Below are 17153 nucleotides of genomic sequence, written 5' to 3'. Positions count from 1 at the left end.
GTGCCGGCTCCCGACCCCATACAGCCCGTACGCCCGGCGAAGGCGGTGGCCCCGCGGCCCGTCGTACGGCCCGTGGACGTGCCGGACGAGGCGGTGGGGACGCCGTGTCCCGCCTGTGGCACGCCCAACCCGCCGGGCCGCCGGTTCTGCCGGCGCTGCGCGACCGAGCTGGACCCTGCCACGAAACCCGCCCCGCTGCCTTGGTGGCGGACCGTGTGGCCGCTGCGGCGCCGCGTGCGGGCGGGCTCGGGCCGGGGGGTGCGGTTCCTGGTGATCCTGGCCGTGGTGGTGGCTCTGTGCGCGGGCGGCTTCCTGCTGCTGCCGGCCGGACGCGCCCTGATCGAGGACACCAGGGACAAGCTGGGCAAGTCGAAACCCGTGACGCCGGTGGCCATCGAGGCGAGTGCCGAGGTTGCCCGGCACCCGGCCACGAACACCACGGACGGGCTGAACAACCGCTACTGGGGCGCGCCCGCGCCCGGCGCATCGGTCACCTACACCTTCCGCGAACCGTTCCGGCTGGTCGACCTGATCATCACCAACGGCGCCTCCGCGTCCCCGGAGGACTACGCCCGCCAGGCCCGCGCGCTCCGCCTGGACCTGGAGGTGACGACGCAGGACGGCAAGCAGCACCACAAGGAGCTCACCCTCAGCGACAAGCCGGGCCCGCAGACGTTCCCCACCGGGATCAGCGACGCGAAGACGGTGCGTCTGGTCCTGCGCTCGCCCGCCGGCCTGGCCGAGGGCCGGCACCTGGCCCTGGCGGAGGTGGAGTTCTTCCAGCGAAGCTGACCCGGCCCTGTGACCCGGCGGCCGCGGCTCAGGAAAGCTCGCGCTCGCCGGGGAGGTCGAGGGAACGGTCCTCTTCGAGGACGTGGTATCCGGCACTCGTGTAGAGGTTCATCGCCACCTCGTTGCCGCCCCACACGGTGAACATCAGCGCCGAGTCACCGGCGGCGAGCGTCGCCCGTTCGCCGACCGCCATCGCGGCCCGCCCGTACCCCTTGCCGCGGTGCTGCTCGTGGACGGCCAGCGAATAGCCGTAGCTGACCCCGGGGAGGTACCCGTGCTTCAGCCAGCCGGTGCCGATCCGCTCACGAGCCGTTTCGAGCACCAGGAACGTGTTGTCGGGCGTCGCCAGACCCTCGGGAATCAGCTGCGCGAAGTCACGGTCGGACTTGCGGACGGCCTCCTCGGGGCTCAGAGCTCCCGACCGGACGATGTCGCCGACGTAGGCGGCCTTCTCGGAGGCGAGCCACTCGGTGAATTCAGCCTGCGTCATCGGTCGTGCGGTGACGCCGTCGAGCGGTTCCGGCGGAGAACCGATGCGCCGCATCCTGAGCTGACCACGGACGCCGTAACCGTCGAACCACTCACCGCCGGGCTCGGTGAGCAGGACGCTCAGCCGCCGCGCGCCGCGCTCCCTGCACCATCCCTCGGCCCAGTCCCGGGCGACCTGCTCGTGTCCCCGGCCGGCGTGCGGCGCGTCCACCCGGAGGTCGCCGATACGGCCCGCGAGGGCGCCGTTCTCTTCGGCCACGACCACGGCGACGTATCCCACCCGGGTCCCGGCATCCGCGATCTCGGCGACGGTCCAGCCACCGGTCTGCGCGCGCAGGGTCTCGAGCTTGTGTTCCACCGCGACGGTGCTGAGCCCGGCTGCCGCGTAACGAGTGCGCAGCCGCCGCTCGAAGTCCTTCTGCCATTCCTCGTGGTCGCCGAGGACGCCGATGTCTGTCACCTGATCACACTAGCCGAACTGTCATGCACCTGCCGTGGAGGCGCCGCGCCGTCGACAGGGCGCGGCCCAACCGGCAGCCACGGGTGGGACCGCCGCCGCGCACACAGCGCGGCGGCGACACCTCACGGGCACCGAAGCACGCAGTCGGGGGTCCAGCAGCACCCGCCGTGCCGGGCGGTCCGCTCGCGCCACCCCGAGGGGAGGCCGGCCACTTCATCGCCCTGGGAAAACGCCACGTCGGTCCCCGGGCGACTCGTCCGTCGGCGACCTAAAATCTCTCGTATGAGCGCACGGCTGGCCCTGCTCAACAGGGCGGATCCAGGCCTCGCGGAAAGTGAAGTGTTCCGGCTGGCACTGCAGCACGCGGTGGCCGAACTGGAAGCCTTGGGGGGAACGATTCATCTGCGCGGTCCCATGTCCGCGCTGCGCTTGGTCTCCGTGACCGGCCTGCCTCCCGCCCTCACCCGCTCCTGGGAGATCGTCGACCAGGAGGGCCCGCTGGCCCCGGCTCGCGCCCTGCAGCAGGGCAGGGGCGTATGGGTGCCGTTCCGCACGCCGGAGCGGGCGGACACGGCGGCCCCCACCTGGCCCGGCACCGGCCTGACCGCGCTGCCGATGTTCAGCGGAGACCGCAGCATCGGCGCACTCACGGTCCTGATGGGCGACGGGGGCGAGCCGACCCCGGAACACTGGGACTTCCTCGGGGCCGTGATCGCCTGGATCGAGGACCGTATGGTCCAGGCCCCGCCGCCGTCCCGGCCCTCGCAGACGGAGCCGAGCGGTGAGCGCCTGCGGCAGGCCCTGAAGGAGGTCAGCGTCGGCTCGTGGGACTGGAACATCCAGACCGGCGACCTGATCTGGGACGATGCGGCCCTGGAGCTCTACGGCACACGGCCAGCCGACTTCACCGGCAGGGTCGAGGACTGGATGCGGTGCGTCCACCCCGACGACCTCGCGCCGACCCTGGCACTGGTGGAGCGGGCGATCCGGGACCGCGGTGTGTTCGAGGCCGAGTACCGGGTGCGCAAACAGGACAATACGTGGGGCTGGACCCAGGCCCGCGCCAAGGCCACGTACGACAAGAACGGTGAACCGCACCGGATGATCGGTATGGGATGGGACAGCAACGAGTCCCGTTCCGCCCGTGACGCGCTCAGCCGGGCCCTGCGCCACATGAGCGACGGCTTCCTGGCGGTGGACGACGACTGGCGGATCACCTTCGCCAACCTGGCGACGGAACGCACCCTCGGCTTCTCCGAGGAGGAGATGTTCGGGCGCCTGCTGTGGGAGCTCCCCGCTGTCCGGCAGGTCCCCGGCCTGGAGAGCCGCTGCCGCAGGGCCGCCGCCGAGGAGCGGTCCGCGGGCTTCGACGTCCACATGCCGGACACCGGGCGCCGCTACCACCTGCGGCTGGTCCCGGGGCCCGGCGGCCACACCATCTACCTCACCGACGTCACCGAGAAACGGCGTCTGGAGGAGGAGAGCCGGGCGGCCGAGCGCTTCGCGTCCGAGCGGGCGGCCCGTATCGCGGAGCTGACCACGGCGCTCGCCACGGCGACGACCTCGCGGGACGTGGTGGACGCGGTCGCCCGCCGGGTGCTGCCACCGTTCGCCGCCACCGGGCTCCTGATGCAGGTCATCGAGCAGGACAGGCTCCACAACGTCGGAGCCGTCGCCTACTCGGACGATTTCCTCGCCCTCGCCGACGGCCGTCCCCGCACGTCCGGCGACCCGGTCTGGGACGCGATCAGTGACGGCACGCCGCTGTTCCTCAACTCTCCGCAGGAGTTCACCGCACGCTATCCCGAGCTCGCCGACGTACCCGCTCGCGCCGACAAGAAGGCCTGGGCGTTCCTGCCTCTCACCGCTTCCGGCCGCACGTTCGGAATCTGCGCCGTCACCTTCGACCACCCGCGCCGCCTCAGCGACGAGGAACGCGCCCTGCTGACCACGATCAGCGCCCTCGTCGCCCAGGCCCTGGAGCGGGCCCGGCTCTACGACGCCGAGCACACCCGGTCCCGCCAACTCCAGCGCAGCCTGCTCCCGAGGGACCTGCCCGCCCTGCGCGCGTGCGAGTCCGCCGCCCGCTATCTGCCCGCCGGGCGGGGCATGGACGTCGGCGGCGACTGGTACGACGTCATCGCGCTCTCCGGCTGCCAGGTCGCCCTGGTCGTCGGTGACGTCATGGGCCACGGACTGCCCGAGGCAGCCACCATGGGCCGCCTGCGCACCGCCGTCCACACCCTCGCCGACCTCGAACTGCCTCCCGACGAGATCATGACCCACCTCAACGACATCGTCAGCGGCATGAGCGAGGAGTCGTACGTCACCTGTCTGTACGCGCTCTACGACTCCACCACCCAGATCTGCAGCATCGCCCGAGCCGGGCACCCACCCCCCGCGCTGCTCCGCCCCGACGGCACAGTGCACTTCCCGGACCTGGCCGCGGACCCGCCGCTGGGCGCCGCGGAGCCCCCCTTCGAGACGGTCGAGGTCCGTGTCCCCGAGGGCAGCCTGCTCGTGTTCTACACGGACGGTCTGGTCGAGTCGGCGAAGCGTGAGATCGATGAGGGCATGACAGACCTGGCCCGGCTGCTGCACACCGCCCACCAGGACGGTACGAGCGGGGACCTGGAGCGCCTCTGCGACGTGATGACGGCCGGCCTGCTGCCCGCCGAGCAGCAGGCCGCCGACGACGCCGCGTTCCTCGTCGCCCGCCTGCACGCCCTGGCCGGCGACCAGGTCGCCTCCTGGTCCCTGCCCGACGACCCCCGGGCCGCCGGCCAGGCCCGCCGCCACGTCCGGGAGCAGCTCTTCGCCTGGGGCCTGGAGGACCTGACACCCACCACGGAACTCCTGGCCAGCGAACTGGTGGGCAACGTCGTACGCCACGCCAAGGGACCGGCCCGGCTGCGCCTCCTCCAGGACGTCAACCTGATCTGCGAGGTCTTCGACGGCAGCCTCACGATGCCCCGCATCCGCCGCGCCACGGACACCGACGAGGGAGGCCGCGGGCTGCAGCTGATCACGGCACTCTCGCAACGCTGGGGCACGCGTTACACGAAGAAGGGCAAGTGCATCTGGACCGAACAGGCCCTGATCGGCCCGGACAGCCGGAAGGATCAGCTGTCCGACGCTCTGGACCTGATGTTCCTGAACACAGACGGAATCGAATGAGCAGCAGACCACGATCATGATGGTCGCCGCGGCCATGATGACCTTGCCCGTGGCTGCCGGGCCCTCGCGGGCCGCTGGCGAGCGAGTGGTCCTGTGTCCGCTTCCTCGTCCGCCAATTCCGGGGTGCAGTTTTCTGCAGTTGTGCCTGCATCAAGTTGCAGCGAGCGTCCTTGCGCTGCCGATGATCTCCCTGCAAGTATTCACGACGTCAGAAGTCGCGGTCCGGGGGGAAATGTGGACTACTCGATATTGGTGCCATTCCTGCCGCGCCGACCAGAGCAGGTTCTTCCGTTCGCGGCGCTCGTCGAATGGACGGGGGCGGCCAGGCTCTGGCAGGGACAAAGCCTGCTGATGGAACCCTTCCAGACGTTTTCCGCGGTGGCGGGCGCGGGCTTCCGGGTGCCGACCGGGCTCGGGGTGACCCTGATGCCGCTGCGGCATCCGTTCGAGGCGGCTCACAAGGTCAAGACCCTGGCGATGGCGACGGGCAACGACGTGGTGGCCGGCTTCGGGCCGGGCGCGAAAACGTTCCAGCAGAGCCTGCTCGGCGCCCCGTACCGCAGCCAGCTCACGGCGGTCCGTGAATACATGACGGTGGTTCGAGGGCTGCTCAGCGGCGACCCGGTCGACTTCGACGGCGAGTACTACTCCTGCCACGCGGGGATGGGCCCGGCCATGTCGCCTCCCGTGCGCCTCGGACTCGGAGTGCTGCGCCCCGGCATGGCCCGTCTCGCGGGCGAGGTCGCCGATGTGGCGGTCACCTGGCTCACGCCGGCGGCCTACCTCGACGGTGTCGTCCGTCCCGCGATGCGGGAGGGGGCGGACATCGCGGGTCGGCCCGTGCCCCGGATCACCGCGATGGTGCCTGTGGCCCTGGAGCGCTCCGATCGGGATGTCTCCGATTTCGTGCTGGCGAGCAATTCCGCCCATATGCAGGCGCCGCATTACCTTGACATGCTCGGAAAGGCAGGAATTGATTTCTCCGAGCTCGACCAGCGAGCGGCTGCACGGCTCATGGCGGATTCCGGTGCATTCCTGTATGGAAACATCGATCAGATCGTCAAGCGTCTCGATGAGTATCGTGACGCCGGGGTCGATGAAATCGTGCTGAATCTCACGGGCGTATGCCGACTCCACGGCGTGAATGCCGCAATGGACGACTTGAAGCAGATTCTCGCCGCGGTCGGCGCGGATCGGAGGGACTCCGGTGAATGAGGAACTGATCGCCCGGGTGGGGCGCCATCTGCGCTCCTGGGTCACCGGACGCCCGCCGGTCGGTGACACGCCGGGGCCGGAGGCCGCCACCGTTGTGCTGGAGGACTCGGCCTTTCTGGACGCGGTGCTCGGCTCCGATGCCGTGGGCCCGCGGACGCTGGTCCTCGTGCCGGGCGCACGGGACGGCCAGGACGGCGGGTCCGGTGCCACCGTCGTGGGGTACGAGGGATCGCTGAGCGGGTCGGAGGGCGACGCGTCGGTCGATGACGCTCTGTTCCTCCAGATCCAGGACTACGGCGTCAGCCCTTACATGTCGCTGCTCGGCACGACGCTCGTGCGGATGGCCGGCGACACGGACTTCGAGATGTTCCTCGCGGACGCCGACGCCGCCAGGGCAGAGGGCAGGTTCGCTCCGTTCGCGGTCAGCCCGGCCGTACAGATCGCCGACCTTTCCGCACTCGGAGGTCATGTTCCGGGTGACGGACCGGGCACCAGGCTCTACGTGGACCGGGACGGGGGTGTCTCCGTCTCGCCGCAGGGCCTGCGGCTGGGGACCGCCGGGGATTCGGCCGCGGCCCTGCACGCGGAATGGCAGCGCCTGAACGCGGCAAGCGACGTGGGTGGCGCGGTGCCGCTCGGAGCGGCGGTGTCGGAGGAGGTGCGCGGCCCCGCCCTGAGCCGACGGCCCTGGCTCGCCCGCTATCTGACCACGCTGGACGTGCTGCGCGACCTTCAGACGCGTGGGATCACGGAGCCCAGGGTCTCGGGCTTCGGCCACCGGCTCGTGCCCGGGCTCGAGGCGGTCGACGGCGCCCTGGACGCCCATGATCCGCAGGCGCCGTTCCTCTGCTGGACGTCGGAGAAGGCGTACGTCAGGGTTCCGGCTCTCGACCGGACCTTCCAGCTCGGCCGACGAGCGGCGGCGATCACGGAGATGCTGCTGGTCCTCGGCAGCGCCGAAGCCGTGCTGGAGCACGCGGAACGGAACGCCGTGAACGCGGAGGGCGGATCGGTGGACCGGGCCGCGGTCGAGTGGGTACTCGCGTTCTTCGCCGACAAGGGAGTCCCGCTGCTTCCGGGCGCCCCCGTGCTGGAGGCGACCGCGTGACGACGACGCAAGCCGCGGCGGCCCCGGGGCTGGCCGGGCGGATCCTGGCCGGGTACGGGGACCGGGTCAGCGTGCACGATCTGTACGACGAGGCGGGTGCTTCGGTCTACCACGACCTGGCGGCCATCGACACCACCGAGATCAGGGAACTGCTGCGGTCCGTCCGTGCCGTTCCCGGCCCGGTGCTGGAACTCGCCGCCGGATCCGGCCGGCTGACGCTGCCGCTGCTCGCGCTGGGCCGGGAGGTCACGGCCCTGGAGCTCAAGGAGAGCATGGTGACGCTGCTCCAGGAGCGGCTCACCGAGGCCCCGGCGGGCATCGGGGGACGGTGCACCGTGGTGCGGGGCGACATGTCCGCGTTCGAGCTCGGCAGCACCTTCGCCGTCGTGGTGCTCGGCACCACATCCATCTCACTTCTCGACGCCGAGGGCAGGGCCGGACTCTACGCGGCTGTGCGGACCCATCTCAGGCCCGGCGGAAGGTTCTTGTTCTCCACCGTCGACGTGACCGGCGCCGACGAGGACGACCTGGACCTCGAGGCCGTGGGTGCCAGCGGCCGGCGCTACCGGATGATCGAACACTGGCGGGCCGGCCAAGAGGTCCGCAAGGTCACCATCCTGCCGGCCGAGCGGGAAACGCCGCAGGACGGACCGGTACTGGCGCTCACCACGTCCATCCGGGTCCTGCCCCCCGACGACCTCGCGCGGGAACTGGCTTCCGCGGGACTGCGCGTCGTGGCTCGTCATCCGCTGCCCGCCGCCTCCCCCCGCCATACCGGTGTGCTGCTCGAGGCGGAGGCCGTCTGATGTCCACCGAACTCTGGCCCTCGCTGCTCGAACCCCGCCTGCACGGAGCCGACGAACTGTGCGCCGTGTCGGCGGACGGCGTCAGGATCCGCTTCCAGGACGGCCGCGAACTGCTCTGCGGCGCCAGCGGCCTGTGGAACGCGAACCTCGGCTACGGCAACGAGGCGATCGCCCGGGCCTGTGCGGACGCCTTGCGCGACGCCTCCTATCTGTCGGTGTTCCGCTACGAGAACGTCTACGCCAGGCGTGCGGCGCGGGCGCTGGTCGAAGCGGCAGGGGCGGATCACTACGGCCGGGTGGTCTTCTCGACCTCCGGAGGTGCCGCCAACGACCTGGTGATGAAGCTGGCCAGGCATTACCACGCGCTGCGCGGCGACGGTACGCGCAAGCTCGTGGTGGGCCTCCGCGACAGCTACCACGGGCTGACGTTCGGCGGGTTCGCGCTCACCGGCGAGAACCTCGGCCAGTCCGTCTACGGCGTCGACCAGCGGCTCGTCAGGCATGTGACCCCCAACGCCGGTGACGAGATAGCCCAGTTGGCGGCCCAGCAGGGAAGCCGGGTCGCGGCGGTGGTGGTGGAACCCGTGCTCGGCAGCGGGGCGGTGCCCCTCACGCCCGAGTACGTGCGGACGCTGCTCGAACTCCGGGACCGGCACGGCTTCCTCCTCGTCGCCGACGAGGTCGCCACGGGCTTCGGCCGCACCGGTGACTTCTTCGCCTCACAGCGGTGGCCGGCGCCACCGGATCTGCTGATCACGTCGAAGGGGCTGACCAACGGCACGCACGCCGCGGCGGCCGTGCTGATGCCCCAGGCGCTCGCCGAACCCTTCGACGCGGCGGGTGACGTGTTCGTCCACGGGGAGACCCAGGCCGGGACGCCCGTCACCTGCGCGGCGATCCTCGCCACGGTGGAGGAGATGCGACGGCTGGACGCGGTCGCCTCGGCGCGACGCCTGTCAGCCCTTCTGGACAAGGCGCTGGAGGACCTGGTCGCCACCGAATCGCTGGTCTCGACCACCACCGGCGTCGGCTGCTTCCGGTCCATCCGGCTGCGCACGCCCGAGGGAGACCCCCTGCCGCAGCGGGAGGTCCCGGAGGTCGTCGCCGCGATTCGCAAGGCCGGAGCGGTGGTCCACCCCAGCGTCAACGGGGTGCAGATCCTCCCGGCGCTGATCTACACCGACGACGAACTCACCGAACTCCTGGACTGCGTGCGCCTCGGGGTGAGGACACACGCCCGGGACCGGGCCGGGCTCGGCAGTGCGGCCGGGGCGGTCTGAGTGGACACGGTGTGGAACCTGAGCGGTCGACGCCTCACCCAGGTGTCCTACGGGATCAGTGGACTGGCCAAGTGGCTGCCCCTCCACGGGGGACGGACCATGACCCTGCTCGCGGACCCGGCTGTCGCCGACTCGGAGGCCGTGGACCAGGTGTCCGCGTGCGCGGCGTGGGCGGGACGGTCGGTGGAGCCGCTGGTACTGAACGGCTCCGGCACGCTGGAGAGCGTGACGGCACTGGCCGAGCGGCTCCGCGACAGCGAACTCGTCCTGGCGGTCGGCGGGGGAACACTGCTCGACCAGGCCAAGTTGGCCGTGCTGATGAGCGCGGCCCCCGTGGTGCGGGACAGGCTGGCGGTGCGGCAGCGCAGCGGTCTGGTGCTGCTCCCGGCCGAGGCGGAACCCAGGATCCCCTTGATCACCGTGCCGACCACGGTGGGCACCGGCAGTGAGCTGAGCGGCGGCGCCTGCCTCGCCGGCCCGCAGGGCAAACGCCTGGTGCTCGGTAACGGGCTGCAGCCGGATGTGGCGGTGCTCGACCCTGTCGCCACCCGGACCTTGCCCGTGGAACTCCTCGCGGAAGGCGTCCTCGAGGTGTTCTTCCGGGTGGCCGGTATGTACGTGGGGGATCCGCAGGACCTCCCCTCGGAGGACGCCTTCGCCTTGACGCTCGTCGAGCGACTGGTCGTTCTGGGCGCCGAGCTGGCGTCCGTCCGGCGGGCAGGCGAAGCCCCTGGCGACCGGCTGCGCCTGGAGATCGCCAAGCTCAGCGGTGTGAGCCACAGCCAGTGGTTCAATCTGGGCCGCGACCCGTGTGCCTGCAAGGGCTGGTACCTGGCCAACGAGCTCTCCACCGGTCTGGGCCTGCGCAAGATGACGGCTGCGGCCGCGGTGCTGCCACCCCTGTGGCAGCGGGTCGTGGAAGGCGACGTCCGGTGGGGTTCCGCCCCTCGGCTACGGCGGCTCTGGGAGGCCGTCGCCCAGGTCCACCGGCCGGCGCTGCCCACGGACCCGGTCGAGGGTGTCGTGGGCCTGCTGGACGCCTGGGGGATCGAGCGCGACATCGACGCGACCACGGAGCGGACGGACCGGATCGCCCGGTCCACGATGCGGGCGTGGGGTGACGGCCTGCCCACCTTGGGTGCCCTCGCTCTCGCCGACGTCCGGCGGGTGATGGCCGAGGCTGTCCGGCAGCCGGAGCCCGCGGCACGGTGACGGCGTACCGAGAGGGCGCCATCACACACCACAGACTTCCGTCGGCGTCCGCCGACGGACGGCCCGCAACACCACGGGAGGGGGGAAACACAATGCAGACCGCGAACAAGAACAGCGCCGTGTCCGCACCTCTGGAGCTGGCTCTCCAGGAGCTGGAGGCCCAGCAGCTGGACATGCAGGAGCTGGAGGCGCTCGACGCTCCGGACTTCAGCTGGAGTGCGGCGCTGAGCGCCGTCGGTGGCCTGAGCGCAGGAGGCGTCATCTCCTACGTCTCGATCGTCACGCTGGCTACCTGACCTGGAGGGCCGCCGCCGCTGAGCGGGGGCGACCTCCGGAAGCAGATGTCGAAGACCCCTTGAAGGAGGTGAAAGAAATGAACGAGAACACCAACCCCGCTCTCGAGCTGGCCATGCAGGAGCTGGCCATGGAGGAGCTGGAGGGCATGGAGGCCCCTGACTGGTGGGACAGCTTCCTCGCAAGCGCCGCCATCTCGGCCGGCGTCAGCGCTGCCTACAGCACTGTCGCCGTCACCTCTGTCATCGCGACCTGACCGGTCGCCGCCTGACGGACAGTGCCCTGTTCCGGATGCTGGCCATTAGCATCCGGAACAGGGCCGCACCGATGAATATACGTGCGGCCCCGAGCCGCAGGGGAGAGATACCTGATGCCTCAAGCATCTTCTCGCGGCCTGGTCTGGTCCCTCATGACCTTCGGGCTCGTCGCTGCCGTGGCCGCCCCAGGCGTGGTGTACGCCATCACTCAGGGCCCGGCCCGCACCAGAGGGCTGCTTATCTGCATCGGGGTGGAGTTGGCGCTCATCGTCTGTGTCGGCCTGTACCTCCGTGCGAGGGGGAGGGGCGGAGCGTGACCGACATCGTCGACATCACGGGACTCACGAAGCGCTACGGCGAACTGACCGCGGTCGAGGACGTGTCCTTCACCGTCCGGTCGGGTCGGGTCGTGGGACTCCTCGGACGCAACGGGGCCGGAAAGACGACGACCTTGCGGATGCTGCTGGGTCTCGCGCGTCCGACCTCGGGCCGCGCCACGATCTTCGGTCATCCGTACGCACAACTGCCCCGCGCGGCGCACCGGGTGGGAGTCAGCATCGACGGAATCGGTCCGTCCGGCGCGGCCTCCGGACGAGCCGACCTGGGGATCTGGGCGAAGACCATCGGTCTGCCTCGTACGAGGGTGGACGACGTCCTCGAACAGGTGGGGCTCGCCGAGGACGCCCACCGCAGGCTCCGCGACTACTCGCAGGGCATGCGGCAGCGGCACGCCCTGGCGACCGCGTTGCTCGCCGACCCCGAACTGCTCATCCTGGACGAACCCGCCAATGGACTCGACCCCGACGGCATCCGCTGGCTCCGGGAGCTCCTGCGGTCCCTCGCGGATGAAGGGCGCACCGTGCTGGTCTCCAGCCACATCCTGGCGGAGGTCGAGCAGATGGCCGACGACATCGTCATCCTGCAGAAGACGCTGCGCTACAGCGGCACGGCCGCCGACCTCACGCAGAACGGCGACGTCAGCCTGGAGAGCCGCTTCTTCGACCTGGTGGGGCCCGCGGCGAAGGAGAACGCTCATGCGTGACCTGATCGGAGCCGAGTGGCGCAAGATCTGGACCGGGCGTGCCTGGTGGGGCGTGGCCGCCGCCGCGGTGCTGATGTGTGTGATGGCCGACGCCGGCTTCCTGCAGCAGGAGCTCGCCAGGACTCCGGAGCTCGGCAGCACCCGCGAGATCACATCCACCCTGGTGCAGGGCTGGTTCATGGTCGAACTCGCCGCCGCGGTGGTCGCCATGCTCGCGGTGACCAGGGAGTTCGGAAACGGCGCCATCAGCCGGTCGGTTCTGCTGAGCGGTGGCAGAGGACGGCTGTTCGCGGCCAAGCTGATCGCCGTCGCCGGCTGCGGCTCGGTGTTCGCGCTGGGGGCCGGTGTGCTGGCCGCCGCCAGCCCGTGGGTGTTCCTGGCCGGGCGCGCGCAGGAGCCCGAGTGGACGGCTACCACCACCTGGACGCTGCTCGGGGTGATGCTGGTCATCGTGGTGGGCGCCGTGTGGGGTGCCCTGCTCGGGCTGCTGATCCGGCAGCAGGTCGCCGCCATTCTCGTCCTGCTGATCAGCACCTGGCTGGTCGGGGAGGGGCTGCTGCGGCTGATCCCGGAGATCGGCAGGTTCACCATCGACGAGGCCATGGCGTCCGTGTACCGGGGCGGCAATGACCATCTGCTGTCGATCCCGTGGGCCCTGGTGGTCCTCGCGGTGTGGATCGGCGCGGGCACGATCGCCACCCGGACCCTGTTCCTCCGCAGGGACCTGCCGTGAAACTGACCCTGAACCGGCCACAGGCGGACCCGACTCCGGCACCCCTGCCCGAGTTTCCGCGCCTGGCGCCGGACGTTCGGGTTCACGAGCCGATCGAGGACGGCGCCCCCTGGCTCGTCCAGTCCGGCGCGCAGCGCTACCTGCGGGTGGCCGCCGGCATGGCGAGGCTCCTGAGCCTCGCCGACGGCACCCGCGACGCCGAGGACATGGCGAGGGAGCTCGGCGATCCCTGGAACGTCGAGCTGGTGGCCGAGGGCCTGCTGCGTGCTCAGCGCACCCAGCTCCTCGAGGACGCGGACCGTAAACCGCGCGGGGACCGGAGGATCACCTTCGTCCCGCCGCTCACCGTCCAGTTCACCCTGGTGCGTCCGGAACGCATGCTGAGCAGGTTCCGTCCGCTCACCGCCCGTCTCGCGCACCGTGGCTGGGCGGTCGTAGCCGCGGTCCTCGCCGCGGCAGGACTGCTGTGTCTCGTCGCCCAGGCCCCGGCGACCTTGGACGCCCTGGCCGAGCCGATCTCCATGCCGGCGCTGATCGCGCTGATGGTCGTCACGTACTGCGGCACCATGCTGCACGAGCTTTCGCACGGTCTGGTGCTCAGCCACTACGGTGGCCGGCCCAGCCGCATGGGCTTCATGTTCTTCTACCTGACGCCCGCGTTCTTCTGTGACGTGACCGACGGGTGGCGGCTGCCGAAGAACCGTCAGCGCGTACGGGTCGCACTGGCCGGTATCGCCACCCAGGCGGTCATCGCCGGTCTCGCCGGCGTCGGCTCCGTCGTCGTGGCGGCGGCGGGCGGCAGCCCCGCGCTGCGTGATTTCCTGCTGCTCCTGACGGTGACCAACTACGTCTCCGGGTTCTTCAACGCCATCCCGTTCGTCAAGCTGGACGGCTACCTGGCGCTCATGAGCCATCTGGACGTCTCCCACCTGCGGGACCGGTCCATGACGGACGCGCGTCGGCTCGTCGCCAGGCTGCTGTTCGGCGGACGCCATGAGCGTGCGCTGCCCGGGGTCGACTGGGCGCCCCTGTTCGGTCTGGCGTGCATGCTGTTTCCGCTGTACGTCCTGAGCATGGCCTTCACACTGTGGGGCTCGGTCCTCGAGAGCGCCGGCCTGGTGGGCGCTGTCATCGTCTCCGTCGCTCTCGGGTACCTGATGCTGCGCGTCTACGCCGCCGCCCTCAAGCTGCATTCGGAGGCCCGGACCGCCGGAGCGCCCCTGTGGCGGCGCGTCACTGTCTCCGTGGTGGGGATCGCGGCTGTCGCGGCGGTCATGCTGGGGGTCTCCGTGCCGTACACCGTCACCGGCGGCTTCGTCGAGGAGCAGGGCCGGACGGTGCTCGTGTCGACCGGGACGACCGACCGGAGCGCCATCGAGCCCGGCGCCGAGGTGCGTCTGCTGAGCGGCGGTGTCGTGCTCCAGAAGCAGTTGGGCACGGCTACGGTGGCGTCCACCGATTTCACGGACCTGTCGGTGCCGATCTCCGCCTTCGTCCCCGTGAAGGGCCTCGATTCGGTACGGGTGCCGGCCTCCGGGATCGTCCTCGACGGCGGACGGGCGGCCCCGGGCACCACGGGCCAAGCCGTGGTGAGCGCGGGCGAGCGGCGCTTGGGCGACTGGCTCTACCTCAAGTACCTGGCGCCCTTCTGGCGCTGATTCCCACCCGCCACTTCTGATCTCTCGTACTCCTGAAGGCGGTTGAATCTGTCATGGATGCTCATAGGCGTGTGATGTTCCTGGCGCCAGGCACGCCCTTCTTCGACCGGGTCGAGCCCGAAACCGGCGACGCGGACGACGATTTCCGTGCCCTGACGTCCGAGACGCCTGACGATTGGTCGTGCCATACGGGGCCCGACTGGACCATGCTGACCCCGCACGGGTTCCGGATGCCGCTTCAGGGCTGGAAGATCCATGTGTCGGCCACCTCCGAGAACGCGCAGAGCATCCTCGCCCGGTCCTGGGAGTGGCTGGTCGCCCGCCGCATGGCGTTCAAGTTCATCCGCAGCAGGCAGGTGCTGCTGCGACGCAACGGCAAGTACGGCGACCGCGGAGCCAGCGGCAAGTTCATCACCATCTATCCCGAGGACGAGACCCGCCTGGCCTCCGTGCTGCACGAGCTGGGAGCCGTCCTCGACGGGGAGCGGGGTCCCTACATCCTCAGTGACCTCAGATGGCGTTCCGGTCCCCTCTACGTGCGCTACGGCGGGTTCGTCGCGCGCACGATGAAGTCGGAGAGGGGGGAGACGGTCCCCTGCATCGAGGATCCCGAGGGCAGGCTGGTACCGGACCGGCGCGGTCCATCGTTCCGGCCCCCGGAGTGGGTGACCATTCCCGACTGTCTGACGGAAGCGGTGGAGGCGCGCAACGCGGGCACCCTGCGCGACTTCCCCTACCGCGCCGAACAGGCCCTGCACTTCTCCAACGGCGGGGGCGTCTACCGCGGAACCGACGTGCGCACGGGCGCGCCCGTCCTGCTCCGGGAGGCGAGACCGCTCGCCGGGATCGACACCAACGGTGAGGACGCGGTCGCCCGACTCGTCCGCGAGCGCGACTGCCTGCGCAAGCTCGCCGGCCTCCAGTGGGTGCCGGAACTCATCGAAGCCCGTGTGGGGCACGAACACCACTTCCTCGTGCGGGAGTTCGTGGAGGGCGAGACGCTCGCGATCCGGACCACCAGGGACAACCCGTCGTCTCCGGACGCTGATCCGGACCGGACCGCCACGTACACCCGATGGGCGCTCGAGGTGCTCGACCAGATCGAGCAGGGCGTGCGGGCCATGCACGAGCGGGGTGTCGTCTTCGGCGACCTGCACCCCGGCAACGTCATGGTCCGCCCGGACGGCTCCGTCGCGTTCATCGACCTGGAGACTGCGTCGACCGACCTCACCGCGCGCCAGATCCACGCGGCGCCGGGCTTCGCCGCGCCCCCCACCTACCGGGGCAAGGACATCGACAGGTACGCCTTGGGCTGCCTGCGCATCGCCCTGTTCGCCCCGCTCACCAATCTCCTGTCGTGGGACGCGGACAAGCTGGACCAACTGATCGAGCTCGTGGAGGCCCGCTACCCGGTCCCGGAGGACTACGGGGCCAAGGTCCGCGCCGACCTCGCGCCCCTCACGACCGGTGACGGTGCGGGCGCGCGGGACGGCCACGCGGACACGGTGTCCGGCGATCTGCCCAGCGCCGCGGCCGAGCAGCTCACCACGGGCCGACGGGACCCGGCCGCCGTGGGGCAAGGCATTCTCGCGACGGCCACGCCCGGACGCGAGGACCGCCTGTTTCCCGGTGACACGGCCCAGTTCATCCTGCCGGAGGGCGGAACCTGCCTCGCCTACGGAGCCGCAGGGGTGCTGTGGGCCCTCAGCGATGCGGGGACGGAGATACCCGCTGCCCACGTCGACTGGCTCGAGGAGTCCGCGCGCCGGTCCACCGACCCGTCCCCGGGGCTCTACACCGGCACGTCCGGTGTCGCATGCGCGCTGCAGCGCCTCGGCCGGACCGATGCCGCCGAGGCTCTGCTGAAGGAGGCGTCCGGGGTGGAACCCGCGAACGACAGCCTCCTGGACGGCCGGGCCGGGCTGGGGCTCGCCCATCTGTACCGGGCACGAGCCACGGGGGACGACGCCGCCCTGAAGCACGCCACGCTCCTGGCGGAGCAGGTGGCCGAGAGCGCGGCGACCCGATCTCCCCGCCGCGGCGAGGCCGGTCTGCTGCGCGGCAGGTCCGGTGGCGCGCTGCTCCTGCTGCGTCTGTACGCCCACACGCCCGACACCGGCCTGCTCGACGGGGCCCGTGAGCTGCTCGACAGCGATCTGCGCGCCCTCGGGTGGACGGTGGAGCCGGGTGCGGAGGAAGGCTGGGCGGAAGGTGCCGTCGGCGCACGTCCCACGTTCGCCGCCGGCAGTGGCGGCACCGCCATGGTTCTGAGGGAGTACCTCGCCCAGCGCCACGAGCCGCGCTTCGCCCTGGCCTGCGAAACCGTCCTGCGGGCGGCCCTGGACTGCGTTCCCCACACCTCGGGGCTCTTCCACGGCTTCGCCGGCGTGATGCTGGCGGCCACCCGGCTGGCCGGCCCGGCGGAAGCCGCCGCGGTCGAGCGCTTCGCCGCCACGGTCGGCCTGTACCAGGTCGCCCACGAGGGCAGGCCGGCGTTCCTGGGCCTGGAGAACGTGCGCCTCACGACGGACCTGGCGACCGGAGCCGCAGGCATGCTGCTCGCCCTGAGCGCCGCGAACGCCGCTCCGGGGGCTCTGGCGTTCTTGTGAACCGGTTAGACGACGGAGGCG

Annotated in this window: 14 protein-coding genes; 13 read left to right on the top strand and 1 reads right to left on the bottom strand. The window is 70.9% G+C overall.

Going from position 1 to position 17153, the window contains the following annotated elements; genetic code table 11:
* The coding region (locus IG99_RS27910; protein WP_037678353.1) for a zinc ribbon domain-containing protein at positions 1-792 on the top strand (792 nt) is incomplete at its 5' end.
* A gap of 28 nt (positions 793-820) precedes the next feature.
* Here the strand turns inward: IG99_RS27910 and IG99_RS27905 are convergent.
* Positions 821-1741 carry a GNAT family N-acetyltransferase gene (locus IG99_RS27905; protein WP_037678352.1) on the bottom strand — a complete coding sequence of 307 codons (921 nt, stop codon included), beginning with the start codon at positions 1739-1741 and terminating at the stop codon, positions 821-823.
* A gap of 282 nt (positions 1742-2023) precedes the next feature.
* Between IG99_RS27905 and IG99_RS27900 the strand changes: the two genes are divergently transcribed.
* The 12 genes from IG99_RS27900 to lanKC all read left to right on the top strand — a co-directional run bounded on the left by IG99_RS27900 (position 2024) and on the right by lanKC (position 17132).
* Positions 2024-4918: a SpoIIE family protein phosphatase gene (locus IG99_RS27900; RefSeq protein WP_037678351.1), complete on the top strand. Its 2895-nt coding sequence runs from the start codon at positions 2024-2026 to the stop codon at positions 4916-4918.
* A gap of 234 nt (positions 4919-5152) precedes the next feature.
* Positions 5153-6133, top strand: coding sequence for an LLM class flavin-dependent oxidoreductase (locus IG99_RS27895; protein WP_199815609.1), 981 nt, complete (start codon positions 5153-5155; stop codon positions 6131-6133).
* A complete protein-coding gene (mpaB, locus tag IG99_RS27890; protein WP_037678350.1) occupies positions 6126-7241 on the top strand; it encodes a daptide biosynthesis RiPP recognition protein in 1116 nt (371 codons plus the stop codon). Before IG99_RS27895 ends, mpaB begins: the two co-directional genes overlap by 8 nt.
* Entirely contained in the window at positions 7238-8047 is an 810-nt protein-coding gene (gene mpaM, locus IG99_RS27885) for a daptide-type RiPP biosynthesis methyltransferase (protein WP_037678349.1), read from the top strand. The genes mpaB and mpaM overlap by 4 nt, the downstream gene beginning before the upstream one ends.
* Positions 8047-9327, top strand: a complete 1281-nt coding sequence (mpaD, locus tag IG99_RS27880; RefSeq protein ID WP_051865957.1) for a daptide-type RiPP biosynthesis aminotransferase — start codon at positions 8047-8049, stop codon at positions 9325-9327. The genes mpaM and mpaD overlap by 1 nt, the downstream gene beginning before the upstream one ends.
* Positions 9328-10539 (top strand): daptide-type RiPP biosynthesis dehydogenase, encoded by a 1212-nt coding sequence (mpaC, locus tag IG99_RS27875; RefSeq protein WP_051865955.1) that lies wholly within the window; start codon positions 9328-9330, stop codon positions 10537-10539.
* 92 nt (positions 10540-10631) lie between these two features.
* Complete coding sequence (locus IG99_RS27870; protein WP_037678348.1) at positions 10632-10835, top strand: daptide-type RiPP; 204 nt, start codon at positions 10632-10634, stop codon at positions 10833-10835.
* 77 nt (positions 10836-10912) lie between these two features.
* Positions 10913-11089 carry a hypothetical protein gene (locus tag IG99_RS49015; RefSeq protein ID WP_158973255.1) on the top strand — a complete coding sequence of 59 codons (177 nt, stop codon included), beginning with the start codon at positions 10913-10915 and terminating at the stop codon, positions 11087-11089.
* A gap of 314 nt (positions 11090-11403) precedes the next feature.
* Positions 11404-12132 (top strand): ABC transporter ATP-binding protein, encoded by a 729-nt coding sequence (locus tag IG99_RS27860; RefSeq protein ID WP_037678344.1) that lies wholly within the window; start codon positions 11404-11406, stop codon positions 12130-12132.
* A complete protein-coding gene (locus IG99_RS27855; RefSeq protein WP_037678341.1) occupies positions 12125-12865 on the top strand; it encodes an ABC transporter permease in 741 nt (246 codons plus the stop codon). Before IG99_RS27860 ends, IG99_RS27855 begins: the two co-directional genes overlap by 8 nt.
* Complete coding sequence (mpaP, locus tag IG99_RS27850) at positions 12862-14523, top strand: daptide biosynthesis intramembrane metalloprotease (protein ID WP_051865953.1); 1662 nt, start codon at positions 12862-12864, stop codon at positions 14521-14523. The genes IG99_RS27855 and mpaP overlap by 4 nt, the downstream gene beginning before the upstream one ends.
* A 74-nt stretch (positions 14524-14597) precedes the next feature.
* Entirely contained in the window at positions 14598-17132 is a 2535-nt protein-coding gene (gene lanKC / locus IG99_RS27845) for a class III lanthionine synthetase LanKC (RefSeq protein ID WP_234311978.1), read from the top strand.
* Positions 17133-17153 lie beyond the last annotated feature (21 nt).

Origin of the sequence: Streptomyces griseus subsp. griseus, from assembly GCF_000720255.1 — a bacterium.
Classification (GTDB): Bacteria; Actinomycetota; Actinomycetes; order Streptomycetales; family Streptomycetaceae; genus Streptomyces; species Streptomyces griseus_I.
This window is presented reverse-complemented; position numbering and strand designations above follow the sequence as displayed.

Excerpts from the sequence above, each read along its gene's own strand:
- IG99_RS27855 (WP_037678341.1), top strand. The coding sequence starts at position 12,125 with ATGCGTGACCTGATCGGAGCCGAGTGGCGCAAGATCTGGACCGGGCGT.
- IG99_RS49015 (WP_158973255.1), top strand. The coding sequence starts at position 10,913 with ATGAACGAGAACACCAACCCCGCTCTCGAGCTGGCCATGCAGGAGCTG.
- IG99_RS27900 (WP_037678351.1), top strand. The coding sequence starts at position 2,024 with ATGAGCGCACGGCTGGCCCTGCTCAACAGGGCGGATCCAGGCCTCGCG.
- lanKC (WP_234311978.1), top strand. The coding sequence starts at position 14,598 with ATGTTCCTGGCGCCAGGCACGCCCTTCTTCGACCGGGTCGAGCCCGAA.
- IG99_RS27870 (WP_037678348.1), top strand. The coding sequence starts at position 10,632 with ATGCAGACCGCGAACAAGAACAGCGCCGTGTCCGCACCTCTGGAGCTG.
- mpaD (WP_051865957.1), top strand. The coding sequence starts at position 8,047 with ATGTCCACCGAACTCTGGCCCTCGCTGCTCGAACCCCGCCTGCACGGA.